The organism is Rhodococcus sp. IEGM 1409 (assembly GCF_030056735.1).
Classification (GTDB): Bacteria; Actinomycetota; Actinomycetes; order Mycobacteriales; family Mycobacteriaceae; genus Rhodococcus_F.
This window is the reverse complement of the sequence record NZ_JASHKN010000009.1, coordinates 210787-237215: the sequence shown is the minus strand read 5'-3', so window position 1 is coordinate 237215 and position 26429 is coordinate 210787. Positions and strand designations below refer to the sequence as shown.

The 26429-nt window shown below is 61.3% G+C and carries 23 protein-coding genes and 1 pseudogene; 17 read left to right on the top strand and 7 right to left on the bottom strand.

What is annotated here, in order from left to right; genetic code table 11:
- Positions 1 to 8: 8 nt before the first annotated feature.
- The 3 genes from QM716_RS22775 (at position 9) to QM716_RS22765 (ending at position 5396) form a co-directional block, all read left to right on the top strand.
- Positions 9 to 2147 (top strand): hydantoinase/oxoprolinase family protein, encoded by a 2139-nt coding sequence (locus tag QM716_RS22775; RefSeq protein WP_283306400.1) that lies wholly within the window; start codon positions 9 to 11, stop codon positions 2145 to 2147.
- Between the two features lie 29 nt (positions 2148 to 2176).
- Complete coding sequence (locus tag QM716_RS22770) at positions 2177 to 4507, top strand: hydantoinase B/oxoprolinase family protein (protein WP_283306399.1); 2331 nt, start codon at positions 2177 to 2179, stop codon at positions 4505 to 4507.
- A gap of 82 nt (positions 4508 to 4589) precedes the next feature.
- Positions 4590 to 5396 (top strand): hypothetical protein, encoded by an 807-nt coding sequence (locus tag QM716_RS22765; RefSeq protein WP_283306398.1) that lies wholly within the window; start codon positions 4590 to 4592, stop codon positions 5394 to 5396.
- A 17-nt stretch (positions 5397 to 5413) separates the two neighbouring features.
- Here the strand turns inward: QM716_RS22765 and QM716_RS22760 are convergent, their stop codons facing one another.
- Entirely contained in the window at positions 5414 to 5998 is a 585-nt protein-coding gene (locus QM716_RS22760) for a GNAT family N-acetyltransferase (RefSeq protein WP_283306397.1), read from the bottom strand.
- Positions 5998 to 7353, bottom strand: a complete 1356-nt coding sequence (locus QM716_RS22755; protein WP_283306396.1) for a glycosyltransferase family 87 protein — start codon at positions 7351 to 7353, stop codon at positions 5998 to 6000. Before QM716_RS22755 ends, QM716_RS22760 begins: the two co-directional genes overlap by 1 nt.
- A 210-nt stretch (positions 7354 to 7563) precedes the next feature.
- Here QM716_RS22755 and rpsF point away from each other — a divergent pair, with 210 nt between their 5' ends.
- The 5 genes from rpsF (at position 7564) to dnaB (ending at position 12397) form a co-directional block, all read left to right on the top strand.
- Entirely contained in the window at positions 7564 to 7851 is a 288-nt protein-coding gene (gene rpsF, locus QM716_RS22750; RefSeq protein ID WP_003941237.1) for a 30S ribosomal protein S6, read from the top strand.
- 64 nt (positions 7852 to 7915) lie between these two features.
- Positions 7916 to 8440, top strand: a complete 525-nt coding sequence (locus QM716_RS22745) for a single-stranded DNA-binding protein (protein ID WP_003941248.1) — start codon at positions 7916 to 7918, stop codon at positions 8438 to 8440.
- Positions 8441 to 8479: 39 nt separating this feature from the next.
- Entirely contained in the window at positions 8480 to 8722 is a 243-nt protein-coding gene (gene rpsR, locus QM716_RS22740; protein ID WP_003941245.1) for a 30S ribosomal protein S18, read from the top strand.
- A gap of 18 nt (positions 8723 to 8740) precedes the next feature.
- Positions 8741 to 9196 (top strand): 50S ribosomal protein L9, encoded by a 456-nt coding sequence (gene rplI / locus QM716_RS22735; protein ID WP_283306395.1) that lies wholly within the window; start codon positions 8741 to 8743, stop codon positions 9194 to 9196.
- A 543-nt stretch (positions 9197 to 9739) separates the two neighbouring features.
- Positions 9740 to 12397: a replicative DNA helicase gene (gene dnaB, locus QM716_RS22730; protein ID WP_283306394.1), complete on the top strand. Its 2658-nt coding sequence runs from the start codon at positions 9740 to 9742 to the stop codon at positions 12395 to 12397.
- Between the two features lie 888 nt (positions 12398 to 13285).
- Here dnaB and QM716_RS22725 read toward each other — a convergent pair.
- Entirely contained in the window at positions 13286 to 13879 is a 594-nt protein-coding gene (locus QM716_RS22725) for a TetR/AcrR family transcriptional regulator (RefSeq protein ID WP_283306393.1), read from the bottom strand.
- Positions 13880 to 14033: 154 nt separating this feature from the next.
- Between QM716_RS22725 and QM716_RS22720 the strand changes: the two genes are divergently transcribed.
- Complete coding sequence (locus QM716_RS22720) at positions 14034 to 14915, top strand: SDR family oxidoreductase (RefSeq protein ID WP_283306392.1); 882 nt, start codon at positions 14034 to 14036, stop codon at positions 14913 to 14915.
- Between the two features lie 541 nt (positions 14916 to 15456).
- Here QM716_RS22720 and QM716_RS22715 read toward each other — a convergent pair.
- Positions 15457 to 16470 (bottom strand): GlxA family transcriptional regulator, encoded by a 1014-nt coding sequence (locus QM716_RS22715; RefSeq protein WP_283306391.1) that lies wholly within the window; start codon positions 16468 to 16470, stop codon positions 15457 to 15459.
- A 148-nt stretch (positions 16471 to 16618) separates the two neighbouring features.
- On the opposite strand from QM716_RS22715, the gene QM716_RS22710 reads away from it, so the two are divergent.
- The 3 genes and pseudogenes from QM716_RS22710 to QM716_RS22700 form a co-directional block, all read left to right on the top strand.
- Positions 16619 to 17254, top strand: a complete 636-nt coding sequence (locus QM716_RS22710) for an isochorismatase family protein (RefSeq protein ID WP_283306390.1) — start codon at positions 16619 to 16621, stop codon at positions 17252 to 17254.
- A gap of 576 nt (positions 17255 to 17830) precedes the next feature.
- On the top strand, positions 17831 to 18691 hold the full coding sequence (locus QM716_RS22705; protein ID WP_283306389.1) for an alpha/beta hydrolase family protein: 861 nt from the start codon (positions 17831 to 17833) through the stop codon (positions 18689 to 18691).
- Positions 18692 to 19058: 367 nt separating this feature from the next.
- A pseudogene (locus QM716_RS22700) lies at positions 19059 to 19373 on the top strand (AMP-binding enzyme); the annotation flags it as partial.
- A gap of 45 nt (positions 19374 to 19418) precedes the next feature.
- Here QM716_RS22700 and QM716_RS22695 read toward each other — a convergent pair.
- Positions 19419 to 19787, bottom strand: coding sequence for a hypothetical protein (locus QM716_RS22695; RefSeq protein ID WP_283306388.1), 369 nt, complete (start codon positions 19785 to 19787; stop codon positions 19419 to 19421).
- A gap of 68 nt (positions 19788 to 19855) precedes the next feature.
- On the bottom strand, positions 19856 to 20755 hold the full coding sequence (locus tag QM716_RS22690; RefSeq protein WP_283306387.1) for a LysR family transcriptional regulator: 900 nt from the start codon (positions 20753 to 20755) through the stop codon (positions 19856 to 19858).
- Positions 20756 to 20873: 118 nt separating this feature from the next.
- On the opposite strand from QM716_RS22690, the gene QM716_RS22685 reads away from it, so the two are divergent.
- Together QM716_RS22685 and QM716_RS22680 are read left to right on the top strand one after the other, a co-directional pair.
- Complete coding sequence (locus QM716_RS22685) at positions 20874 to 22091, top strand: MFS transporter (protein WP_283306385.1); 1218 nt, start codon at positions 20874 to 20876, stop codon at positions 22089 to 22091.
- A 47-nt stretch (positions 22092 to 22138) separates the two neighbouring features.
- Positions 22139 to 23581, top strand: a complete 1443-nt coding sequence (locus QM716_RS22680; RefSeq protein WP_283306384.1) for an amidase — start codon at positions 22139 to 22141, stop codon at positions 23579 to 23581.
- 22 nt (positions 23582 to 23603) lie between these two features.
- On the opposite strand, the gene QM716_RS22675 is transcribed toward QM716_RS22680, so the two are convergent.
- Entirely contained in the window at positions 23604 to 24020 is a 417-nt protein-coding gene (locus QM716_RS22675) for a VOC family protein (RefSeq protein WP_283306383.1), read from the bottom strand.
- Positions 24021 to 24315: 295 nt separating this feature from the next.
- Here QM716_RS22675 and QM716_RS22670 point away from each other — a divergent pair, with 295 nt between their 5' ends.
- The 3 genes from QM716_RS22670 (at position 24316) to QM716_RS22660 (ending at position 26417) form a co-directional block, all read left to right on the top strand.
- Entirely contained in the window at positions 24316 to 24834 is a 519-nt protein-coding gene (locus QM716_RS22670; protein WP_283306382.1) for a MarR family winged helix-turn-helix transcriptional regulator, read from the top strand.
- A 121-nt stretch (positions 24835 to 24955) separates the two neighbouring features.
- Positions 24956 to 25495, top strand: a complete 540-nt coding sequence (locus QM716_RS22665; RefSeq protein ID WP_283306381.1) for a hypothetical protein — start codon at positions 24956 to 24958, stop codon at positions 25493 to 25495.
- 55 nt (positions 25496 to 25550) lie between these two features.
- The gene (locus QM716_RS22660) at positions 25551 to 26417 is read left to right on the top strand and encodes an NmrA family NAD(P)-binding protein (protein WP_283306380.1); all 867 of its coding nucleotides are present in this window, start codon (positions 25551 to 25553) and stop codon (positions 26415 to 26417) included.
- Positions 26418 to 26429: the final 12 nt, after the last annotated feature.

Here is a 26429-nt window from a genome sequence, read left to right as displayed (position 1 = left end):
TCCGAGCCATGAAACGCATATCCGTAGACATCGGTGGAACCTTCAGTGACTGCTTCTTCGTCTGGGACGAGACGTACGTGGAGGCCAAAGCGCTCACCACCCATCACAATCTGGCCCTGGGGTTCAACGAGGCTCTCGATCTGGCGTGCGAACGTGCAGGAGTCGGCCGCGATCAAGCCCTCCGCGAAGTCGATTCGGTCCGCTACGCCACCACACTGGGCACCAACGCACTCATCGAGGGCAAGGGGCCGAAGGTGGCGGCTCTGGTAACTCACGGATTCGAGGACACGATTCACCTCTCGCGTGGTCGTGGCTACGGTGAGGGACTCGACGGAACGAAACAGGGCGACATGGCGGACGCACAACGCCCGGATCCCCTGGTGCCCCGCCAACTCGTCCGATCCGTGAAGGAGCGTGTCGACTCGGTCGGCGAGATTCTCGTGCCGCTGATGGTCGACGACGTGCGTCGGCAGGTGCGCGAATTGGTGGACAACGGCGCCGAGGCCATCGTCGTCGCGCTGACCAATGCCACCGAGAATCCGAGTCACGAGCAGCGGATCCTCGAGATCATTCTCGACGAATACCCCACGCACCAACTCGGTGCGATCCCGGTTCTGTTGAGCAGCCAGGTCTCCGGGCGTAAGGGCGAGTACGTGCGAGCCACCTCGACGATCGTCGACGCCTTCCTGCACGAGACGATGTTCCACGCGCTCAACCAGCTTTCGAGCAACTTGCGTGAATCCGGATACGACAAGCCGATGCTCGTCATCCACAACTCCGGCGGTATGGCCCAACCGAATTCGACGGATGCGCTGCAGACCATTCACTCGGGCCCGATCGCAGGGGTGGGCGGAGCGCAGCACCTGGCGGAGACCACGGGAATCGGTGACGTGGTGTCGATGGACATGGGCGGAACATCCTTCGACATCGGACTCGTGCCGGAGGGAGGGGTTCGTCACTACGATTTCCAGCCGACGATCGGCCGGTGGCTGGTGTCGGTACCGATGATCCACCTCAACACCCTCGGCGCCGGGGGTGGCTCCATCGCCACCTTCGATCGAATCCACAACTCGGTGCAGATCGGTCCCGAATCGGCAGGTTCGGATCCCGGCCCCGCGTGCTACGACCGCGGCGGGCTTCAGGTCACCGTGACCGATGCCGACCTCGTGCTCGGATACCTCGATCCCGAGAACTATGCCAACGGGTACATCGAGTTGAACAAGAAGCGTGCGCTGTACGCGATCGACGAAAACCTCTCGGACGAACTGGACATGGACGCCGTGTCGGCGGCCAAGGTGATCAAGCGGACCGTCGACGAGCAGATGGCGATCGGTATCGAGAAGGAACTGCGCTCGCGTGGTGGCCTCGTCGAGGACTACACGATGCTGGCCTACGGCGGCAACGGTCCGCTGCATGCCTGCGGGATCGCAGCCAAGGCCGGAATCGGCAAGATCCTCTTTCCACCGTTCGCTTCGGTGTTCTCCGCTCTGGGCGCAGGCAACATGAAACCGCTGCACATCCACGAGCGGAGTGCGTACGTCGTCCTGTACGAGCCCCGTGAGCGAACCATCTACGACCAGTACGACCTGCTCAACACCTATATCGAGGAACTCGAAGCCAAGGGTGCCGAGGATCTGGTTCGCCAGGGTTACAGCCATGACGAGGTGAAGTACCGGCTGGAGATGGATATGCGCTATGGCAACCAGTTGGTCACCACTGCAGTGTCTTTCGAGATCAACCGGGTCAACGGTGTCGCTGACGTGCTGTATCTGATCAGGACGTTCGCCGAAATATTCGGGCAGCGATACGGCGAGGGAACTCAGGCTCCCGAGGCCGGCGTGCGAGTCCAGACCATTCGTGTCGCGTCGTATATCGAAGGTGATGTGGTCAAGTTCGATTCGATCGACGCCGGTGGGGAACGAATCGCCCCCGCGCAGCTCTCCGAGCGCAACGTTCACTTCACCGACGTGGACGGTCCCGTACTGACGCCGGTGTACGACGAAAGCGCGCTCCATCATCAGCACGTCATTGCCGGCCCGGCGATCGTCACGACGGAGAGTACGACCTATCTGGTCGAACCCGGCTGGCGCCTCGAACCCACCGTTCAAGGTGCTGTGTGGCTCCTCAAAGACCAAGTTACTTCGTAACTTCTCCTCTCAGAAAGGAATTCGAGAGAATGACTCTGACAAGCAACGACATGGGCGCTTCTTCCCCGGATGACGACACCGCGCAGCTGCTTTCCGATCAGGAACGTGAGTGGGTGGACAGGTTCATGGACGAGACGACTCTCTTCCTGGGACCGGATCCCGATATCATGCGCCACCATCAGATCGCTGCCCGCACGGCGCACGAAAGCTATTGCATGACAGCGGATACCGATCCGATCGAGGGAGATCGAATCCGCAAGCGTCTCGCCGGTGCGTTGGACGAGGCGTTCGAGATGTGCGAGAGCATGGGTGCTGCGCCCGGGGCGAAGTGGGCGGATCTTTCGGTGGCCGTGTACACGGCCGAGGGCGACGTCAGCTACCTCTCCAATCGCGGTGTCATCGCCTTCTCGGCAGTGCTGCACCACCCGATTCGCTACATCATGAAGAACTGGAAAGACGAACCGACCGTGGGGATTCGTCCCGGGGACGGCTTCTTCCACAACGATTCCCGCTTCGGCATGGTCCACAACACCGACCAGTCGATGCTGGTGCCGGTGATGCGCGACGGTCGGATCATTGCGTGGGTGGGCGCCACTATTCACGAGGGTGAGAACGGGGCGTGTGAGCCCGGCGGCATGCCGTCGGGATCCGAGACGCCCTTCGACGACGGACTGCGCGCCTCGCCGATCAAGATCGTCGAAGGTGGCCGGCTCCGCCGAGATCTGTTGACGTTCCTGCAACACTCGACGCGAGACCCCAAGCTGATGCTCGCCGACATCAAGGTGAAGATGGGGGCTGTGCGCCGGGTGATGGACACCGTCGATCGCCTCGTCGAGGAAGTGGGAGAGGAGGCGTTCGTCGCAACTCTTCGCACAACCGTGGAGAACGTCGAGGCAGAAGTGCGGCGTCGCATTTCGGATCTGCCGGACGGTACGGTCACGTTCAATCAGTTCGTCGACTCCACCCTCAAAGAGAACATCCTGATCAAGTTCGCCTGCAAGATCACCATCAAGGGTGACACGATGACCGTCGATCTGACGGGCACCGGCCCCGAGATCCTCAACCGCGCCATCAATTCTCCACTGGGATCGACCAAATCGTTCATGACACAAGCGATTCTGTCGTACTGGTGGCCGGATCTGCCCCGCAGCACCGGCGCGCTGTCGCCCATCGAGGTCATCTCCGAGGAACACACCTGGGCCGACGCCGGGTACGACGCTCCGGTAGGACAGTCACTGCAGGCCTCGTTCCGAGGATTCTCGGCGTTGCAGACAGCTTTCGCGAAGCTTCAGTTCTCGGCTCCCACCAAGTACTCGAACGTGATCGCTCCGTGGTTCAACCAGATCAACGACTTTCTCTGGGGCGGCACGACTCAGCACAGCGAGCAGGTGGGCAATCTGTGTGCCGACCTGAACGGGATGGGCGGCGGTGCCAAGGCTTTCCGGGACGGTGAGGACGGTGTTGCGCCACTGTTCTGCGCGATGGCCGACATCGCCGAGCAGGAGGTCATGGAAGAAGAGGTCCCGTTCCTGCAGCTGGTGAGCAAGCGACTGGTTCGGGACAACCAAGGATTCGGAAAATACCGCGGCGGAATGGGTTACGAGATGATCGTGGCCTCGCGCGGCACACCGAGTTGGGGATTCATGACCGTTACGTCCGGCTCGAAGTTCTCCTCGGTGAGCGGCATGTTCGGCGGCTACGGCTGTCCCACGTATCCGCTGTCGATGGTCAAGGGCATCAACATCTACGACATCATTCGCAAGGATCCTTCGCAGTTCGATCTCTCGATCGAGCGCGTGATGAACGAACAGCCCTACGAGGGTGGTACCTACCTGACCGGACACATGGGCCTGCAGTTCGACGTCGCCAAGGAAGGCGAGTTGTACATGATCAGCCAGGGCTCGGGCGGCGGATACGGTGATGTGCTCGAGCGCGATCCCGAGCTGGTCATGGCCGACCTGCAGCTGTCACGAATCTCGGACGACGTGGCTGCCGACCTTTACGGGGTTGTGTACGAGCCGGGAACTTTTGTGGTCCGGGAAGAAGAGACGACGGCGCTGCGCGCTCGGATGCGTCAGGACCGACTGAAGCGGGGCAAGCCGTACCAGGAGTTCGTGGCGGAATTCGTCAAGCCCGAACCACCGAAAGAGTTGTTGTACTTCGGTTCATGGGGAGACGACAACGATCAGCTCGTGGCCACGCACTGGGGCAAGAGTGAGCCCGAGCGGGTGACCGCGCGTCTCGAGGATCTACCGCTCATCATGATTCCGGACCGTCGTGTGCTCGCCATGGAAAAGTTGAGCAAGAGGGTTCGCGAGCTCGAGGCCAAGTGCGGCGAGGAAGTCCAGCACAAGTCCTGACCGTTCCGGCCGGTGGTCCGAGGTGTGCACTCGACGACATCGCGGGCCGCCGGCTTCCGTTCCCCGTTCGAAGGATTCACTCATGACACTCGATCTTCTGTCCGCGATCGTGACTCCGCCCTCGGGCCGATCCAGAGCGGTTCTGATCGATCACCACGACTACGCGCATTCGGTGATCCTGCAGAACCGTGAGGTGCCGTGGGACGACCCGACGAGCTATGCGAACTTCTTCAATCAGGCCCAGGGGCTGCTCCGTCCCGATCTTGCCCTGTTCGATGTTGCTCGCTTCTACGACCATCAACTCGAGGTGAATCCGGGACTGGCCGAGGCGATGCGGGCTAAGACCCGGACCGGTTATGCACTCCGAACGATGCTCGGAGACAAGGTGATCACCGAGAAGGCAATCGGCGTGGTGTCCACCCTTGTTTCGATGTCCCGGGATCCCCTCGTCCTGCAGCTTCCGTCACCTGTCCAATGGTTGTCGCGGACGCATCACTACGGTGGCGGCGACGTCGAGGCGTTGGAGGCCGACGACGGCGAGAACGCGTCGATGTACGTCGCGGATTGGTTGCGTCGTTTCGCAGCGCTGCCGTTGGCGGGCGTCTTCCTCGACGATCGCACTCCCGCTGGGTCGCCCGACGTTGTTACGGTGGAATTGGATTCGTACTCGCCCGTGGTCAACATCGCCGCGCACTATCGCTTGCCGTTGGGGCTTCGCCGTGCCGATGGCGTCCATCTCCACGGGGACACCCGCCGTGGGTCGAGCGTCGAGGAAGGGTACTGGGACCGCGGGACGACCGTGCCGGCCGAGGGGGATTTCCTCATCGCACGCATACCTGCCCATGCAGTGCCGGAAATGGTGTTGAGTCGGCTCGACAGCCTGAGATAGGACCTTGATGCTGTCGGTCAGCCGCGCACGCGTGCTTCCAATCGCGGAGCGATCGACAGCCAATCCTCGTCGACCATCGCGAACAGTGCCGTTGTACGCCAACTGCCGTCGACGCGGCGTCGGTGCTTGCGCAGCAGGCCCTCGAACTGAGCGCCGAGCTTTGCGATCGCCGCCCTGGACTGTTCGTTGAACTCGTCCGTGTGCCACTCGACGCGTACGGCTTCGAGTTGGTCGAAGGCATGGCGAAGCAGGAGTAGCTTCGATTCCGGATTGATCCCGGTTCCCTGAACAGATCGCGACAACCACGTGTATCCGATTGCAAGACTGCGGTTTACCGGGTCGATCTGGTACATGGACGTAGTGCCGACCACGGCGTTCGTCGCGATGTTCACCTGCGCGAAGGCAACCCGATTCGGATCCTCGGCGGCTGCAGCGATGTACTTCTGTGCCTGTTCCCGATCGGTGATCGGCGCCGCGGTCCAGCGAAAGATCGCCGGGTCGTCGGCAGCCGCGAGCAGTGCGTCGGTGTGCGCGACGCCCAGGGGTTCGAGTCGTACCCGATCACCGGTCAGCGTCGGTGATTCGAACCATGATGCAGTCATCAGGTGTGCTCCCGTGAGAGTGTCGGAAGGTTGTTGTCGGAGTTGGCAATCCGATCGGTCCCGCCGGCAAGTGGATAACGCAGTGGGACTCGCAGGAACAGGAAGAAGAACACGGCGAGCAGGACGACGTGGCCCCATACGCTCGCTTGGACGACGGCCTCGTACTTGCTCGGATCGAGATTCATGTCCAGTTGGTAGAAGTATCGGAAGATGCCGATGCCCAACGCCGCATCGACGATCAGGTAGGCGACGATCCAGAACCACCGGATCTTGAACAGAACAAGGAACGGCAGGATCCACAGTGTGTACTGCGGTGAATTGACCTTGTGCAGCAACACGAATCCGCACAGCATCGCGGCACTGACTGCAATCCACGGAAAGTGGCCGTCGCGGACGTAGCGACGCCAACCCAGATACATCGCAAGCGCGAACGACGCCAGGATCATCACCGGGGACAGGATGCTCACCAGTGCGTCGTAGTCGGCGTTGAGTTCGCGAACTCCGAAACCGTAGAACGGTCGCAACCCCCAGAACCACAGTGAGTTGGTGGTGATGTCTGCGCTTCGCTTCTCCTGGAAGCTGAACGACGCGCGCCACCCTTCGTAAGAGATGAGGGCGAACGGCAGGTTGACGAGGACGACGGTGACGATCGCCGCTCCCGCCGTCATCAGCGCCCCACGAACGTCGTAACGCTTGCTTTCGGTTCCGCGTAGGAGCACGTAGGCCATGAGCGGCAGAACGAACATTCCCGGGTACAGCTTCAAGCAGAAGCCGATCGCCAGGATGACGGCCGCCAGAATCGCGCGAGTTCGCAGCGGGATCCGCTCGAACGTCATCAGGAAGATCGCGCCGACGCTGGTAGCCACCACCGGGAGTTCCCAGTTGTGGAAGGCGTACAGAACCAGCGGCGGTGTTGCCGACCACACGACCGCGTACGCGCCGCTCATCTTGCCGAGCATCCACGCTGTGAGCAGTCCGAAAGGAGCCAGGATCAGTGCCGAGTGCAGAAGGAAATCCGTGTCGGTGTGTGAGCCGATACCGCCCAGCCACATCAGAATCCCGCTGAGCACCGGGTACTCGACGGTTCCGCCGGTCAGGAATCCTTCGGGCGTTATCCCTCCGGTGACGAAGGGGAACAGATGCTGATCGATGCCTCGTCCGAGCCACAGCAGCTGAATGTCGGAGTAGCAGACGTCGATGTTCTTGTTGACGTCGAAGTTCAGGCTTCGGCCGTCGGGAGCGAACGGTGCGCCGCCGCATCTGGCCTTGTTGAAATAGCCCAGCGCCATCGTCAGGCCGCACAATCCGACGACCAACGCCAGGATCGACGCCGGGGTCTTGCGGTCTGTTCGCATGATTCTCACCCTAGGGGGCGGAGTGGCTTGCGGGGCGACGCGTCTGCACCACGCGTCGCGTATCGACCCGGAGATCCTCCTTGAGGGGCGGGACGATTTCCCTGGTCAAGGCCCCTCGTGTAACCTACGAGGGTTGCTGACGCAACGACCCTCCTGCCACGGATAGTCCGTGGCCGTTTTCACTTAGTCCACAGGAGGTGATGAGGTCTTATGCGTCATTACGAATTGATGGTCATCCTTGACCCCAGCCTGGACGAGCGCACTGTCGCTCCTTCACTGGATACGTTCCTCAATGTTGTGCGCCAGCACGGCGGCACGATCGACAAGGTCGATGTCTGGGGTAAGCGTCGTCTCGCCTACGAGATCCTGAAGCATGCTGAAGGTATCTACGCGGTTATCGACATCAACGCCACTCCCGCCACCGTCGCTGAGCTCGATCGTCAGCTCGGTCTGAACGAGTCGGTTCTGCGCACGAAGGTTCTGCGCCACAACAAGTAATTACTGTCGGTAGCGAGCTCTACTCTCGCGCCCAACGGTCTTACATCAATGCAGGAGGAACCACATGGCTGGCGACACCATCATCACCGTCATCGGAAACCTGACGGCTGATCCTGAACTTCGTTTCACCCCGGCGGGTGCCGCGGTTGCAAACTTCACGGTTGCTTCCACGCCCCGCACCTTCGACCGTAATTCCAATGAATGGAAAGACGGCGATGCACTGTTCATGCGTTGCAACATCTGGCGCGAAGCAGCCGAGAACGTCGCGGAGAGCTTGACCCGTGGCTCACGAGTAATCGTGAGCGGCCGGCTCAAGCAGCGTTCGTACGAAACTCGCGAGGGCGAAAAGCGAACTGTCGTCGAGCTCGAAGTCGATGAAATCGGTCCTTCACTGAAGTACGCCACGGCAAAGGTCAACAAGGCCAACCGTGGCGGCGGCGGTGGAGGCGGCAACTTCGGCGGTTCCTCCGGCGGATCGGGTGGCGGACGTCCGAGCGCTGCACCTTCGGGTGGAGACGATCCTTGGGGCAGTGCGCCTCAGGCTTCGGGCTCCTTCGGTGGTGCGGGCAGCGACGAACCGCCCTTCTGATCCGTACCTGATCAGGAACATCCAGAAAAGAGCAGAGACATGCCGAAGCCGCCCTTGCGCGACAAGGTTATGAAGAAGAAGGTCTGCACCTTCTGTAAAGAGAAGAACACGCAGATCAACTACAAGGACACGACGTTGCTGCGTAAGTACGTCAGCGATCGCGGAAAGATCCGTGCTCGCCGTGTCACCGGCAATTGCGTCCAGCACCAGCGCGACGTTGCCATTGCCGTCAAGAACTCACGTGAGGTAGCACTGCTGCCTTACGCCACCGTGGCTCGCTAAGGAAAGGGAGGAAAGAACATGAAGCTCATCCTCACCGCTGACGTGGACAACCTCGGTGCGCCTGGCGACACCGTGGAGGTCAAGGACGGCTTCGGCCGTAACTACCTGCTCCCCCGCGGACTGGCAATCGTCGCCACCCGTGGCGCCGAGAAGCAGGTCGAGGGCATCCGTCGTGCACAGGAAGCGCGCGCTGTGCGCGGCCTGGATCACGCCAAGGAGCTCAAGGCTGCTATCGAGGGCCTCGAGTCCGTAACGCTGACGGTCAAGACCGCCGGTGGCTCGGGCAAGCTCTTCGGTTCGGTTACCGTCGCTGACGTCGCTGCTGCGATCAAGGCTGCCGGTGGACCGGTCGTCGACAAGCGCTCCATCGTGTTGCCGAAGGCTCACATCAAGAACACGGGCAAGCACGCCGTGGTCGTGAACCTGCACCCCGATGTGGTTGCCAAGTTCAACCTGAACGTCGTCGGCGCATAGTCGACTGTTCGTCTCGTCGGCGCATTGTCGACTGTTCGTCTCGTCGGGCCCCACACACTTCGGTGTGTGGGGCCCGATGTTTTGTTTCGAGGCTGCGCGACCGCGTGGCCTCGCGTCAGGGTCCCGAATCGGACCTGGGGATAACTCTCACACTGTGATGTTCGACTTCGGTGATCAGTGATGAATCGGGCGAGGCAACACGCCCGACACGCCGACGCGCCGACTGTGGAAAAACTATTTTCATCAACAGGCCTGTGAAATTGTGGATAGCCATCTACCTGGCCTTTTGTAGCTACCACGCAAAGTAGTCCCCAAATGCTCCACAGGCGGTGCACACCATTGAGCGGGAGTTTCCACAAAGCATCCACAGGTTTATCCACAGTTCGGTTTGTATGCGGACCTACTAGTCCCTAACGTCATCTCGGCGTCTATCTACAGACCGGCCGTGAGCGGCTAGGGGATGTCGGTGGGGGCAGGTACAAATGATGAGGGCGCTGGGGTTTCTGGCAGTGTCGTCGAGTGTTTTACGGGAAGGTCTCGCTTGTGGCTGTTGTAGATGATCGAGGACCTTCCGACTTCTCAGGGCCGGACTACCCGGGCCCTCCCGAGGCCGAGCCCGACCAGGAGTTCGGGCGTCAGCCACCTCAGGACATGACTGCCGAGCAGTCGGTGCTCGGCGGCATGCTGCTGAGCAAGGACGCCATCGCGGACGTGCTCGAGGTACTGCGTCCCGGTGACTTCTACCGGCCCGCCCACCAGTCCGTCTACGACGTGATCCTGGACCTCTACAGCCGTGGTGAGCCCGCTGACCCCGTGACGGTTTCCGCCGAGCTCGACCGTCGCGGTGAGCTGCGCCGTATCGGTGGTGCTGCCTACCTGGTGACGCTGACCCAGACAGTGCCCACAGCGGCCAATGCCGCCTTCTATGCCGAGATCGTGGCGGAGAAGTCCGTGCTGCGTCGTCTGGTCGATGCCGGTACGCGCATCGTCCAGTACGGCTACGCCGGCACCGAGGGCCAGGACGTGGCCGAGGTTGTCGACCGCGCGCAGGCCGAGATCTTCGAGGTCACCGAGCGCCGCACGACCGAGGACTTCGTACCCCTCACCGAGCTTCTCCAGCCTACGATGGACGAGATCGACTCCATCGCCAGCCGCGGCGGCCTCTCGCTCGGAGTGCCCACCGGCTTCAAAGATTTGGACGAGATCACCAACGGACTCCATCCAGGTCAGATGATCATCGTTGCGGCCCGTCCTGGTGTCGGTAAGGCACTTGCCCTCGACACTCCCCTCGCAACACCCAGTGGCTGGACCACGATGGGTGACGTTGCTGTCGGCGATCTGTTGATCGACAACGACGGCAAACCGACGAGGGTGATTGGCGCTACGGACGTGATGGTCGACCGCCCTTGCTATGAGGTCGAGTTCTCCGACGGCACCATTCTGGTCGCAGATGAGCAGCATCAGTGGCTGACCGAGACGCGTGCTTCGCGCCGGTCGGCACAGAACGCGAAGACGGGGTACAACCGCTACAAGAACCAAAAGACGTCTGCCGAGGTCCGAACCACGGCGGAGATCGCATCGACGGTGCGCTGTGCAACGGCGGATCGCCGAGTCAATCATTCGGTAGTGAATGCCAAGCCGCTCGACCTTCCAACGCAGGATCTCCTTGTCCCGCCCTACACACTCGGCGCTTGGCTAGGTGACGGATCTACCGCCTGTGCACAATTCACCACTGCTGATCCTGAGATCATCATGTTGATCGAAGCCGAAGGCCTGGTTGCAGTTCCGTCCAAGTCGGCGCATTTGCGCTACAGCCTTAAACTAGCTCCGGAAGATCCCGTCGCTCCGCGCGATTGCGTTGTGTGTGGCAAGAGTTTCGTGCCGTTCACCGGTCAGGTGCGTACGTGCGGTCAATCATGTGGCGGTAAAGTCCGTTTCTTGTCGGATCCTGTTCCCACGCCGACTTGTTCGAACTGTGGCGGCCCTTCTATCGGGCTGCGACTATGCCAGAAGTGCCGCAATGAGTACGGCACGGTACAAGGACGCCTACGTACGGTCGGTGTTCTGGGCAACAAGCACATCCCTGTCCAGTATCTCCGCGGGTCTGAGGCGCAGCGTCGTGCGGTTCTTGCCGGCCTTCTCGACACCGATGGAACTGTGACTGCCGGCGGCGACGTTCAGTTTTCGGTAACCAACGAGCGCCTCGTCCGCGACGCACAGGAATTGGTGGTCAGTCTTGGCTACCGCTGCCAAATGAGTACAAAGCGAGTCAAAGGTCGCACCGAGGCTTCGTCGACAGCATTCACTCTGACCTTCTCGACTGATGACGAAGTGTACAGTCTTACGCGGAAAGCGATGCTGCACAAGGAGCGTCGAGCGAGTAAGAGCACTGCGCGCAGCGGATCGCGCTACATCGTCGACGTTCGGCCAATTGCGAGCGTTCCGGTTCGCTGCGTCGAGGTCCACAACGCCGCCCACATGTACCTCGCCGGTCATTCGATGGTCCCGACGCACAACTCCACGCTCGGAATGGATTTCCTGCGTTCCTGCTCCATCACGCACGGCATGGCCAGCGTCATGTTCTCACTGGAAATGAGCAAAACCGAAATCGTCATGCGTCTGCTTTCCGCAGAGGCAAAGATCAAGCTCGGTGACATGCGCTCCGGCAAGATGACCGACGATGACTGGACCAAGCTCGCGCGTCGTATGAGTGAGATCAGTGAGGCGCCACTCTTCATCGACGACTCCCCCAACCTCACGATGATGGAAATTCGCGCAAAAGCGCGGCGGCTCAAGCAGAAACACGATATTCGCCTGATCGTCATCGACTACCTGCAGCTGATGAGCTCGGGTAAAAAGGTCGAGTCCCGCCAGCAGGAAGTCTCCGAATTCTCCCGTAGCCTAAAGCTTTTGGCGAAGGAGCTCGAAGTTCCGGTTGTCGCGATCTGTCAGCTGAACCGTGGTCCCGAGCAGCGAACCGACAAGCGTCCCCAGGTCGCCGACCTTCGTGAGTCCGGTTCACTCGAGCAGGACGCCGACATGGTGATCCTGCTGTACCGCCCTGACGCGACCGAGCGAGACGATCCCCGTGGCGGTGAGGCCGACCTGATTCTGGGTAAGCACCGTAATGGCCCGACCGCGACAATCACTGTGGCGCACCAACTTCACCTCTCGAAGTTCGTCGATATGGCGCGGGGATAGCTGCTGCCGCTGTAGATTCCGGATCTAAATGACAGATTCCGGACCTATATATTCCGTATTTGGCATAGTTCCGTCCTATATGTCATTTTTGGGTTTGTTTCGGTAACGGTCGGGAATCCCTTGCCGGCACGCAGTGCCGTTGTGTAGCGATAAACCTCAGGTGGCTCGGTTGCATTGGTGATGCATCCGTGATTGGGGATGTCCGGCTGGGTGTGTTTAATCATCGGCGGTCGCATGCATGCCAGTAGTCTGGTGACTCAATACAGGCTGGATCGGTGACCGTCAGGTACTGTGGGCGACGCAGTGACCTCGATTGGCGATGGATGAACCTCCAAGCCTTGCGCCGAATTAGCTCGCCATGTCGAAGCAAGTTTAGAGCAAATTTCGAATCAATTTTTTTGCGCGTACTTGTCAATTACTTGCTTCTGCAACGCAATAAAGTCTATCGACATGTGAAATGTCTCTTCTATCATAGGGATTGCTGAGTTCGGGTCGTGAATTTTGTTGGCCGGGTTGCTGAGTCGGCAGTATCCGGCATGATGATTTTTCTGGTTTAGGCCCAGATGGTGTGCTGTAATTGATTACAGCGAGGCTAGTCATGGACGGGTACGGCGACGATCCAATCATTCGGATCTTGGATGACGACTGGGGTTGCACCATTCGGCCCACCCGATTACCCGCCCGCTTGCAAGATGCACTTCGCCCAATCGGGCCGGCTCGGAGATATCGACGCTCACGGCCACGATTGCCACGCGTCGCGGGTGCGGCCGGCAACCCGATTATGTTGGCGACTTGCGGCACCGGCGGGTCCTCCGCGCCGCGCATCAAGGGCTGTCCTGCGGCGGCCTGTTTGGAAGGGTTGCGACGATCCCTGGAGCCCAAGATTGATCACGGGACGAGCATGCGTTCGAGTACGCGGAGTGCCGCGGACGTGGAGTCGGTGTCGGCGTTGTGCGCGAGTACCCATCGGTCGACTTCCGTGAGGACAGCGATCAGCAGGTGCAGTTGAAGCTCCAGCGGGGTGTCGCGGTCTATCTGACCGAGGTCGCGGCCCCGTTCGAGTGCGTGTGTGAGCCAGTTCGTTGTCGAGTGGCGAAGAGCGTCGAGCGTAGAGGAGGGTGGGACGTCGGCGGCGTGAAGCAGGCGTCCGACGATCTGGGTGCGTGGGTCCGAGGTGGCGGCGATCTGGAGTTGATCACCGAGTTCACGTATCTGCGGCCAGAAGCTGTGCTGATCGAGTGAGTCGATGTTCGGTGGTATCACCGCTGCGCGCAGCGCGTCCATTCCGGCTTCCACGGCGCGCTCGAACAGTGTCGTCTTGTCCCCGAAGTAGTGGTAGAAGGAGCTCTTCGGGAATCGCGCCTCGGCCAGTATCGAGTTGAGCGAGGCCCGCTCGAAACCGTGTGTTGCGAATGCGACGCCGGCGGCATCGAGTAGCGCGCGAGAGCGCACAGGGTCCAACGGTCGTGCGGGACGCGCCATCACGTTTCCTCCATCTCATTGTCGCCGGCTATCCGAGGTGACCCGACGTTCCCATTGTCCAGGTGGGCCGACAGGACCTCCCCTGACGTGTCGAAGTCATCGCATCGCAGTACTGTATTCTTGGACCAGGCAGTACATGAATGGAAGGGTGCACATGGAAGCGCAGACCGTACTAGTTGCCGGGGCGACGGGGTATATGGGTAGGTATCTCGTGCGTGAGCTCCATCAACGCGGCTATCGGGTGAGGGCGCTGGTGCGTTCACGCGACCGGGCAGAGGGCTCGGGGGCGTTCGGAGCTCCATCTCTAAGCGGCCTGGTAGACGAGTGGGTGATCGGAGACATCGGCGATCGCAGTACGATTCCAGGTCTGTGTCACGGTGTGCACCGGGTGGTTTCAGCGTTGGGTGTGACGAGGCAACACGCTGACCCCTGGGACATCGATTTTCAAGCAAACTTGCGTCTGCTGCAGTTGGCGGAGCAGGACACGGCGTCGTCGTTTCTGTTTGTCAACGTCATGCATGTCCACGACGGCACCTCGATGGTGATGCGGTCGAAGGCGGCATTCGCGGAGGCGCTGCGGCGGAGCGACGCGGCTTCGCAGATCGTCAATCCCTCGGGATACTTCTCGGACGCCTCCGAGTTCCTCGACATGGCCCGTCGCGGCCTTGCGTTCGGTCTCGGCGCCGGAACTGCGCGACTGAACCCGATCCACGGCGCCGACCTCGCAGCCTTCTGTGTCGATCGACTCGGGGACGAGTCCGGTGAGTGGAATGTCGGTGGCCCGGACATCTACAGGTATCGCGACATCGTGGACTTGGCGTTCGCCGCGGTGGACAAGCGGCCCCGAATGGTCTCGGTCCCTGCCGGATTAGTCCGGCCTGTCATCTGGACCGCGGATCGCCTGGGGCCGCGCCCGTCGTCGCTGGCTCGATTCTTCCTCGAAGGGCTCCAACGTGAGTCGGTGGGCGAGCGGACTGGCACTCACCGTCTCTCCGACTACTTCCGCGACCTCGTGTCAGCGGATCAGGAATCGTAAGTGACCCTTCGCGCAGCGCATGACACTGCCAAGACCTCACTCTGAGTAGTGCTTAGCCGTGCCTCGGGTGGTGAGGCGCTATCGCCTTCACAACGATTGGAGCTGCGGAACAGGACATTTTCGCGGAGAAACCTCCGCGGGGATAAACGAATCGATCCTGGTCGAACCCATGAGGGGAAACATGACTATCTTCTTCGACATCATGCTCGTACTCTGCGTCGTCTCCATAATAGTGTTTTCTGGATACGTCCTTTATCGCTTGGTGACAGACGAATCGAACCTGCGCTAGCCAGTCGCTTCGACGCGTGGGTGCAGCGGGTGCCGATCGTCCTGTAGATCCGCACCATCGCAATGGATTTCAGGGCGAGCCTCGCGCGCAAGAAGGTGGCTCGGACAAGTAAGCCCGGAACCTGCACTGCCGACGTCGACGCTGTACGCACCGCGCTTGCTGCGCTGCCTGAAGCCTCGAAGGGCCGATAGCTGCCCTGCCGCCTTACGCAGTGAGGCCCAGCGAATTGGTCATATCTGGGCGCGCGGCGCATCATCCCCTCCGTATTGGCCCTTTTGAACCAACGGACGTGGCGATTTCTCCGACGCGATCATTGTGGGAGTGGTCAGCGAACTGCCTCCGGTAAGTGGAAGGTGCGGTCGCAAACGCGGATGCGAAGTTCTGTCGAAAGGTGACTGCGCTTCCGAACCCACACACCAGCGCAATGGCGTCGATGGTCCAATCGGTCGTCTCCAGGAGAACTCGAGCCTCGCTCAGTCGTTGCTGGAGAATCCAGCGTGCCGGAGTGGTTCCCGTGACAAGACGGAACTGCCGTATGAAGTTTCGTCGACTCATCCGTGCCTGGCCCGCGAGGCGGTCGACAGACAGTGACTCGCCCAGGCGTCCGAGCGCCCACTCCAGCACGTCTGCAACAGCTGTGTCGCCCGCAGGCTCCGCGAGTGGTCTCTCGATGTACTGGGCCTGACCACCCTCTCGATGCGGTGCGACGACAAGGTTTCGTGCCACGCGGGTGGCAACTGCGGATCCGAGGTGCTTGCGTACCAGATGTAAACAGGCATCGACCGACGACACCGTCCCCGCGGACGTCATCACGTCGCCGTGGTCGACATAAAGCACCGATTCGTCCAAGCGAATACTGGGATGGCTTTCGGCGAGTGCGGGCATCATCTCCCAGTGCGTTACGGCCGAGCGACCGTCGAGGAGCCCGGCGTCGGCGACGGCAAAAGCGCCGAGGCACAGCCCCACGATCGGTATGCCGCGAGAGTGCGCCCGGCAAAGCTTGACTCGCAATGACTCGCTGATCGGTGACAGTGGCAGCGGCCAGGAAGGAATGATCACGATGTCGGCCCAATCGAGCGTCCGCGGTCCCGCCACATCTCCGACCGAGTATCCCTCGACGGTCCGAACCGCGCCTGCGCGATCGGACCACAACCTGGTTTCCCAGTCGGGTGCGAGCCCGAGCCTGCCCACCTCACCGAACACCATCAGCGGCGCTGCGAGGTGAAACATCGTGATGCTGTCGAACGAATACACGGCGATTCGCATCTGGTCTCCCCACTTCATGGCGCAAAGTCATCGAAAGTATGCACCCGTGCCACTCACGGATGCATAGAAACCTACCGAACAATGGAAGACGACCGTCAGGATCGCCGATGCGAAACCGAACCCGACCGACCTTCCAGGAGTGATGAAAGTGCCTACACCTCGCCGTGCCCTTATCGTCGTCGACGTCCAGCAGGAGTACTTCGACGGGCCATTGCAGATCCAGTACCCGCCGCGTGAGGAGTCATTGGCCAACATCCTCAGCGCCGTCAAGGTCGCTGGCGCGAACGACCTTCCCGTCGTCGTCGTGCAACATCGGATGCCCGAGGGCGCCCCGGTCTTTGTCGAAGGTACGCCCGGATGGTCACTTCACCCATCACTCGAGGACCACATCGATCCGGAAACCAAACACATCCACAAGCAGTACGCGAGCATCTTCGCCGGCACCGATATAGCCGAATGGCTGCACGCGAAAGACATCGACACCATCACGATCGTCGGGTACATGACCAACAACTGCGACCTCGGTACCGCCGTGGAAGCGGAAGCTCTCGGGTTCGCGGCCGAAATTTTGTCAGATGCCAGCGGTTCGATCCATCTGGCCAACGAAGCGGGTCAGGTATCGGCGCAGTCCCTGCACGAGACCCTCATGATTCTTCTGCAATCGAACTTCGCTGCCGTCGCAACAACAACCGCATGGGTCGACGCCGTAGATTCCGGAACGAGTTTACCCAAGAGTAATCTTGTGGTCTCGGCCATCCAGGGGCGCGAGTCGGCCGCCAGCTGATTTGCCAATACTGCAGGCCCGCAATAGATTCGGGAGTCAAAATCCGTACCGGTGCCGACCGAACTCAGGTCGACACCTTAGGTGCCGCGAAACTTGGATGGCAATAAGTCCTTTGGCCGCGGACGTCGGGGCCGACGGGCAATGCCGGGGCTGTGGCCGCATAGATTTTTCTCGGCACCCACCGAGTCTCCGACGGGAACGGAAGCCTTCCCCGAGTGGTTGGCGCTGCCTCGAGGCGGAGGCCGGCCCGCATGGGTCAACCCAGCGGGTCTCGGCCTCGGCGAACGATGATTTTGTATACAGGCACAACACTTCTCCAATAGTCGGTTTCCTCGAACAAAGCCGACACGTCACCCTCCGGTGAATATGTAATATGCGTCACTCCGGGATCGACCATTCGACCGCGTGGAGTCCACCTGCCGATCACAGGAGGTGTCCCCGAGCGTTTCGTGATCGAACTCTCTGCACCGCAACCCCGTTACGGGGGCGTCCGGCCCTGGTTCGCTGACATTTTCATGAAATTGCCGCGATGTACCTACTCCGAGGATTTGCCGCAACTTCGAAAGGTTGACCTTCATGCGAAGATCTCTGAAACTGTTCGCGAATGCTGCAGCGACGGTTGCGCTGTGCGCGACACTCGGACTCACCGGCCCGGCCGGAAGGGCAGTCGCGGATACGCCCGGCATTCCGAGCGTCGGGCACAACTGGGCGAGTGCAGGGCCGTACACGCCGAATGTCTCGATCGGGTTGGTCCACACTCTGTACTACCCGCGTCAGCTCGGCGCGCGCGGCGAGAAGCACCCGGTTGTGATCTGGGGGAACGGGACCGGCGTGCTCCCCGGCGCATACACTTCCTTGTTGCGCCACTACGCCAGCCACGGATTCATCGTGGTCGCCGCCAACACCCCGGCAAGTAACTTCGCTGTCACCATGCGGTCGGGAATTGACCTCATCGCGGACAAAGCGGCCAGCCCATCGAGCGTCTTCTTCGGCAAAGTCGACCTGGAACACATTGGTGCGGTGGGGCACTCGCAGGGCGGGTCTGCAGCGATCAATGCCGCGATCGACGACCGCGTCGACACCGCCGTCGCAATCCAGCCGGGCCCGCTCAATGATGTCGACCTCATCGACGAGCCGGTTCTCTATCTCGCTGGTCAGGCCGACGCAATCGTTTGGCCGGCGATCGTGCGGGCGATGTACGAGGACGCCGACCACGTGCCCGCCGAGTATCTGGAACTGCGGGGCGCCACGCACTTCGGTACGGCGATCACCGGTGGCGATATGCGCGGACCGAGCACTGCGTGGCTGCGGTACTGGCTACTCGACGATCCGAACGCCCGCACCGAGTTCTTCGGAGCGAACTGCGGATACTGCACTGACACTCAGCAGTTCTCTGACTTCGACCGCAACGATCTGGCCCTGCAGATCCCGGGCTGACCGGTAAATGCGCCTCAGCCAACCGGATCTCCGGTATTCGATAGAAACCACTCGGCCGACGCTGACGAGTGTCCACCGCTACGAACCATGACGCTCGTCGGATCGGACCTGTTCAGTGCCCGTGGAGGGCAAAGTTCGGGTCGGGTGGTGCGGCCCTGCCGCGTCAATATGGCAGCCGCCACAGGGGGATGGAACTGGGCGCCGGGTTACACCCTCCTGATAGGGGATCGAACGAGAATGACTGCGCAGGATCTGGGCACCCGTATGGAACCCGCCCTCAAGCGTGTCCGGGTCTCGACAGGGCCTCCCTTGCTTTCGGTGGTCCCGTCGACAGAGCCGGAAATCTACTTATCGAGCGCTTCGACGGGGCGGTGAGAACGTGACTTCGATCGAGGTCGAGGACGCTCTCATGTCGCATCCGGCGGTCAGGGAGGTCGCGGTCATCGGCATCCCGGACGAGAAGTGGGGCGAACTGGTAACAGTGCTCGTGGTGCACGACGACAGCGTGGAGCCGGTCGACGAAGCAGCGCTCATCGCCCACTGCCGCACGCGGCTCGCCGGCTACAAGTGCCCGAAGCGGGTCGAATTCCGCCCGGAATTGGCGCGCACTGCCACCGGAAAGATCCAGAAGTTCAAGCTTCGCCAGGAGTTCTGGCAAGGTCGGGATCGGCAGGTCAACTGACTCGACGGATGTTGCGGCGGTTGATGTCTGGTGAAGATCCGAACATCAGATGACGACGTAGCCGTACATTCGTCCACCCTGAGTCACCGCTCTGGCAGCCGGTTCAGCAAAGGCGGTCAGGAACGGCACCGATTCCTCCGCCGGTTCACTCATCTCGCCGATCGCCCAGGTAGTCGCAGCGGCGGCCACGCCGGCAGCGTTCAATTCGGCTAGTGCATAACGCAATTCGTCGGCAACCGTGAGCACGAGGGTGTCGCCGTCGTCCCTCATTGCGACGAGTTTCCCGCAGCGTGTGCCTTTTGCAACCTCGTCGTAGGAGCGACCGGTGAGAGAGGCCTCGGGCCGGCCGACTGCGAGGGCGGAGGTGGCGTGCTCATCCGTGCGCGCGGTGAAGTAGTCGGTGATCGCAGACATGGCGCGATCATCCCACACACGATGCGCACCAATGTCCCGGAGTCCTTCCGCGACTTGATTGATCGCCGTCAGACAGGGCTCTTGTGTGCTTCCTCGATGGCCTTCGCGAAATGGCGATGGTGGGGGCATTCGAGATCGGTGCGCCACACGAGACCCAAAGCGGATTCAGGTAATCCATTGATCGGTACGAATCTGATGTCCGAGCGCTGACTGTAGGCGGCCGTCGCGGCGCAAAGGATGAGGCCGACCTGACTGAACGCGACCTGCGACAGGCCTTCCTGAACAGTGCTCGCCCCACCCTGGGTGGGAACCTTGGCTCCGCCCGGCGTTGTGCTCGGGGAATTCACACGCTGCCAATAGTCAGGGGCGGGTCCGGTGATGGGTACCAGGCATATCTGCGCTAACTGCTCGGCGTCGATTACGTCCAGTTCACTGAACGGGTGATGGACTGAGACGGCCAGCGTCTGGGGCTGTCGAGAAAAGACGAGCCCGGTTGTCAGCTCGGGTTCTTCTACGGGGAGAAGGGCAACCGCCGCATCGATTCGTCCGGCGAGTACGTCACTGAACGGATCACCCAAGGGCAGTTCTTTGATGGTCACGGATGTTCGCGGATGCTGTTTCTCGAAACGAGAGACGGCCGTCGCGATCGAATCGTAAATTGCTCCTTGGAAACCCACCCGAAGCGGTGTCGGTATGTTGCGCGCCTTCGTTTGAGCGTCCTCGATTACTCCGACGAGTGCTCTGTGGGCGGGAGCCAACGACTCAAGAAATTCGGCGCCGAATTCAGTCAGGTGCACGCGGCGACTGGTCCGCGCTACAAGGCTTGTGCCGATACGACGTTCCAAAGCGCTGATCAGTTGACTGACCCGGCTCTGGGAGATGAACAGCCGTTCTCCGGTGCGACCGAAGTGCAGTTCTTCAGCGAGAACGAGGAAGCACTCGATCTCACGCATCGGAGGCTCCGACATGTTTCTCCGCTCCTCGACTCATTCGACCACTCCATCATGGCTCATCGATGAATTGAGCTAATGGTTAGATGAGCGATTCGCCGTTGATCCGGTGGCCTGCGAGAGCTTCTCTGGTTACATGCCCCACTCTGCATCCGCACAGAACAGCGCTGCGCCCACTTCCTCCACCCGCTTACACAGCGTCGAGAACCGATGGGCTGCCGTCGCCCTGATCGCAGCGTCCACATTCATCGTTGTCGCGGCGGAGATGATGCCAGTCGGACTTCTTACCCCTATCGGTGCCAGTCTGGTGGAGAGCGAAGGGACCATCGGGCTCTCGCTGGCCATCACCGGATTGGTGGCAGCGGCCACCGCGCCGTTCGTGCCCGTCGTGACCCGCCGCTTCGATCGTCGGTCGACGCTCGTCGTCTTGATGCTGCTCGTCGCCGCGGCGAACGCCCTCACGGCCCTTGCACCCAGCTTCGCCGTCCTCGCTGTGGCTCGCGTCGTGCTCGGAGTGAGCATGGGTGGCGTCTGGGCACTCGCCGCAAGCCTGGCTCCCAAGTTGGTCGAGACCAGATCTGTCGGGTTGGCGACCACGATCATCTTCAGCGGAATCGCTGTTGCCTCGGTTCTCGGTGTTCCGGCCGGGACGTATATCGGGGCAGCGGCCGGGTGGAGCGTGGCATTCTGGGCTCTCAGCTGCGCCGCGACGCTGATCGCGCTCGCCATGATCGCCGTCCTACCCACGATGCCAGCTGATCAAGCCCTGTCGCTCGGCAGTCTCGTGGAGGCCTTTCGGAACCCGGGAGTCCGGGTCGGAATCGCGATTACCGCTCTCCTCATCACCGCTCATTTCGCGGCCTACACCTATGTGCGACCGGGACTGGAGTTCTTCGCCGGGTTGAACCCTTCGCAGGTCGGCACGATGCTCCTGATCTACGGTGCCCTCGGTGTCGTCGGCAACTTCATCGCCGGGCCATCCGCCGCCAAGTCCCCGAAGATGGTGGTAGTCATCCTCAGTGTGGGAATAGCGGCCACACTCGCTCTGTTTCCAATTTCCGCGGATGCCTTGATCGCTGCCGCACTGCTCATGGCGGCTTGGGGCCTCTTCTACGGTGGTGTATCCGTGAGTACTCAAACATGGATCGCGCACGCAGCTCCCGCCCACCGAGAGGCTGCTTCGGCGCTGTGGGTTGCAGTCTTCAATGCAAGCATCGCCCTCGGCGCGTTCGCCGGCGGACGCATTCACGACGACGGCGGTTCCCAGTCGCTCTTCTGGATCTCGGCTGGAATCGCTGCTCTCGCAATCTTTCTCGCGACAATCCGCAAACCCGTCGTAGCGGACATGAACTGACAACCTAGTCGCCCACGCAAAACCTTCATACAGGCAGGACAACAAATATGCGCGAGACACCCGACCCGACCTTCATGGACGTGACCGAGATGCTCCGTCGCTACCGAGACAAATCGCTGTCTCCGGTGGAGGTGCTCGAATCCACTATCGAACGAATCGAGACACTCAACCCAACCTTGAATGCAGTGGGGCACACTTTCTTCGATGCTGCACGAGCACAAGCGAAGTCAGCGGAACGCCACTACGCCCGCGGCTCGGATGCCGGGCTTCCGCTCGCCGGTGTTCCCGTTGTCGTGAAAGAGGACGAACCGATCCAAGGACAACCGTGGACTCAAGGTTCCAAGGTCTATGAAGACGTGATCGCCACCCACACTGCGACTTTCGTGCAGCGAATAATCGACGCCGGTGCCATCGTTCACGCGCGATCGACAGCCCCGGAATTCTCCTCGGCCGCGTTCACACAGTCCGACCTGTGGGGAGTGACCCGCAATCCGTGGAACACGGAATACTCGTCCGGCGGTTCGTCCGGCGGGTCAGCGGTCGCGCTTGCCACCGGTATGACGGCCTTGGCTACCGGCTCCGACGTCGCAGGATCTATCCGAACTCCGTCGTCGTTCAACGGCATTGTGGGGTTCAAGCCGCCTCACGGTCGGGTCCCGGTCGACCCGCCCTTCAACCTCGATCGCTACTGTCACTGCGGTCCGATGGCTCGTACCGTAAGCGATTGCCTCACAATGCAGTCGGTCATCGCGGGACCGACCCCGACCGACATTGCCTCGCACGTGCCGGCATCGCAGCTGCCCGACCCCGCATCGCACTCATGCGCTGGAATGCGTATCGCCGTGATACCCGCATTAGGTGACTGGCCGGTCGATTCGGACGTCGCCGCCAGCACTGCCGATTTGGTGGGGACCCTCACTGCGCTGGGCGCACGCGCCGAGATCATCGAAGTCGACCTGTCTCGCACCGCCATCATGCGCGCGGCCGCCATTCACTACGACCACGTGTTCGGTGCCTCGATCTCCGCCGAAGCATCCGCGCACCCCGACAAGGTCACGGAGTACGCGAAGGAATTTGCCCGATGGGCACGCCGCACCCGTGGTGACGCGACTTTCCTCGACGGACTCGCGATCGAAGCCGAACTGTATTCATCGATCGGATCCTTGTTCGACACCTATGACGCATTGATAACTCCGGCAGTGGCGACGGACGGCTTTCTTGCCGGTGACGACTACGTCGGGCACGGAATCGAAGTGGCTGGAACCGAATTGGAGTTCTACCTCGAGGCTGTACCGGCCATCGCCTTCAACATCTTGAGCAGCTGCCCGGTGCTGACAATCCCCACCGGTTTCGCACACAACGGAATCCCTACGGGCACACAGATCGTCACGCGGCCGTACGACGAGCACACGGCCTTCGCGATTGGTCTCGCCCTCGAGAAGGTTCTGCCCTATCCCCGCAATCATCCGGACTGCCATGCCTTCTTGTGAGAATCTCGGGCAGGCGGGTCAATCACGCCACGCAGAATTCGTTGCCCTCGGGATCGGCCATGATCACATGGTGGCCCTCGAATCTTTCCAATTCTGATGCGCCCGCGCGTAGTAGCCGTTCGACCTCGCGAAGGATTGTCGCCCACGTCTCAACCGGGGTTCCGTCTCCGGACACCCGGAGATCGAGATGTAATCGGTTCTTGGCCACCTTGGATTCCGGAACCTGTAGTAGACAGAGTCGAGGAGCCACTCCGAGTGGGTGGTGCAACCAAGCGCCGCCCATCCCGTCGTCTTCGTCGTCGAAAGTGGCCAGCCACTCCTCGCGAGTCGAAAAAGGCTGCGGTGGTGGCTCATCGACGTATCCAGCGGCTATCTTCCAAAATGTGGCCAAGCGGTCGGGGTCTGTGCAATCCATCGTCAGATCGACTCGAGTGAGCATCTGTCGATGTTAATGCCCAAGACAATCGAGTGCAGGAAGGGAGGAAGCTCGCGGAGTTGCTATTGCTCAGTCCGATACAAACTGACGTCGGGGGGACGTTGTGGGGAAACCCTGCGCAAGCGCTCTCGCGAGCGCGATCGCTACGGCGCAACATGACGCATTCAGATGTGGACTTCGCCGCCGGTGACTATATGAACATCCAGGCTGCTTACGCGACACGCAGGAATTGTTCGGGGTTTGAAACAAGCTCGAGTACCGGGTTGACCAAAATTTAGTTAGGTGCCATATTAGTTACATGGCAGTTGACCGAACCGATCACGACTCACCCACGTTGGATCAGGCCCGGCGGCAGTTGGAGCATTACGGTCTCGGGACCGACCCGCAGGCGGTACTTGTTGCGGTGCGGTTGATCTCGGCGGGCGCGCTGCTTGGCCGAGCGACCGAGGTTCACTTCGCGAGGTATGGCCTGTCGACCGGTCGATACCGACTTCTTGCGGATCTGGAAGACCACGACGGGGAGAAGTCCCCCTCACATCTGGCGGCTGATCTCGGCGTATCGCGGGCCACGGTCACCGGCCTGGTCGACGGGCTCGAACAGGAGGGATTGGTCGCTCGGCGTCCGTCCGCGGAAGACGGGCGTGGTGCCGTGGTCGTCCTGACTGCTCGCGGTGCTCGACGGTTGCGTGACATGGCGCCCGAACACTTTGCTCGTCTCGAGGAAATGGTCGATGAGCTCACAGTCGACGAGCGTGCGGTGTTTCTGGATCTGCTCTCGCGGGTCGTTCGCGGTATCGGTGCGCTGACTGCGGAGTAGTCGACCGGGCTCGCAGGCATTCGCGTAGCGATTCGAATCGTCATCAATTCTCGACAGAGACTTCTCTTTCCATGCCCGAATAGTTAGCCGCCTAATCATAATCGGAAAGTTGGTCTCCTTCATGTCCGGACTCACCCCACCGACCTCACGCGAAAACAAAAGGGAGATCACTAATTCCAAACGAAGAGCCGCAGTTGCCGCTCGTCGCGCCGCACGACCCTTCACCCTGTGGCGCGAGGCGCTGGTCGCCTACCTGGCCCCCGCACTGATGGCGGGGGCGGGCGGAGTCGCGTCCGGGCAGGCAGGTCTGACGCTGGCGGCATTTACGTCCATCGCGGGCACGTCGGCAGTGGTGGCGTTGCTGATCGGCTCCTGGCTGCAGCGCCGCGCAGGGTCGCGATCGTGGACCACGGCCCTGCCTCGCATCATGGTGGCGGCAATTCTTGCCGTCGGAGCTGCCGTAATCGCCGGACTCGTCGGTTGGTTCGCCTCCCGATGGCTACCCGGCCACACGAGCGTGGGCGACACCGCTTGGCTCGCTCGGCTGCAACTCGATCTGCCTGTCTCCGCTGCGGTCGCCGCCGTCATCGTGAGCTGGCGATGGCGCGGTGTCCAGCGAGCGCATTCAAGGCACACCGAGTTCGCGCGTCAGAAACCCTGACAGACAACACATATCAAAAGATCCCGGTTTCCGGGGAACAACCGAAAGGAACACGATGATCGTCATCATGGGAGCGTCCGGCACTACAGGCGGCGCGTTGCTACGCAGTCTTGCATCCTCGGGTGTACCGAGCAGAGCGCTGTCACGCGACCCGGACGGGCTGCGCGCCCACCTCGGCGACTTGGCCGACGGATTGGTCGAAGTGGTGCCGGCCGATGCCGCAGACCCCACCTCGCTACGCACGGCTTTCGAAGGGGCCGAACAGCTTTTCCTCGCCATGGCCAACGGCCCGGAACAGGTCGAGCTCGAAACGCGTGTCATCGACATCGCCGCCGAGAGCGGCATCGAACACATCGTCAAGATCTCCGATCCTGCCGCTGCGGCGGACTCCCCCATCACTCTCTCCCGCGGCCACCATGCCGTCGGAGAACACCTGCGCGCCTCTGGGCTCCGCCACACTCTGCTCCGCCCTTATGCGTTCATGCAGAATCTGTTGCTCCTGGCACCGGCGGTGGCTGCGCAGGGGGTCATTCTGGGTGCGATGAAGGACGCACCGTGCAACTGGATCGACTGTCGAGATATCGGTGACGTTGCCGCGGCCGTGCTCACGCGCGCCGATCTCGCTGGCGGCACCTATGTCCTGACAGGCAGCGAGGCAGTCGGCTACGGCGGAATCGCCGATTCTCTGACCCGCATGCTTGGTCGCCCCGTCCGCTATATAGACCTGCAACCGCACGAACTGCGTCAAAACCTCGTCGATCACGCCCACATGCCTCCGTGGCTCGCCGAGCACATTCTGGAGATCCAGCACCTTGCTGTGTCGTGCCCGGAATCACCTACCGACACGGTGGTCCGTGTTCTGGGGCGCGAGCCCCGCAGCCTGGATGCGTTCCTGCGTGAGCATCTGGACCGTTTCCGCTGATGTCACGCTGCG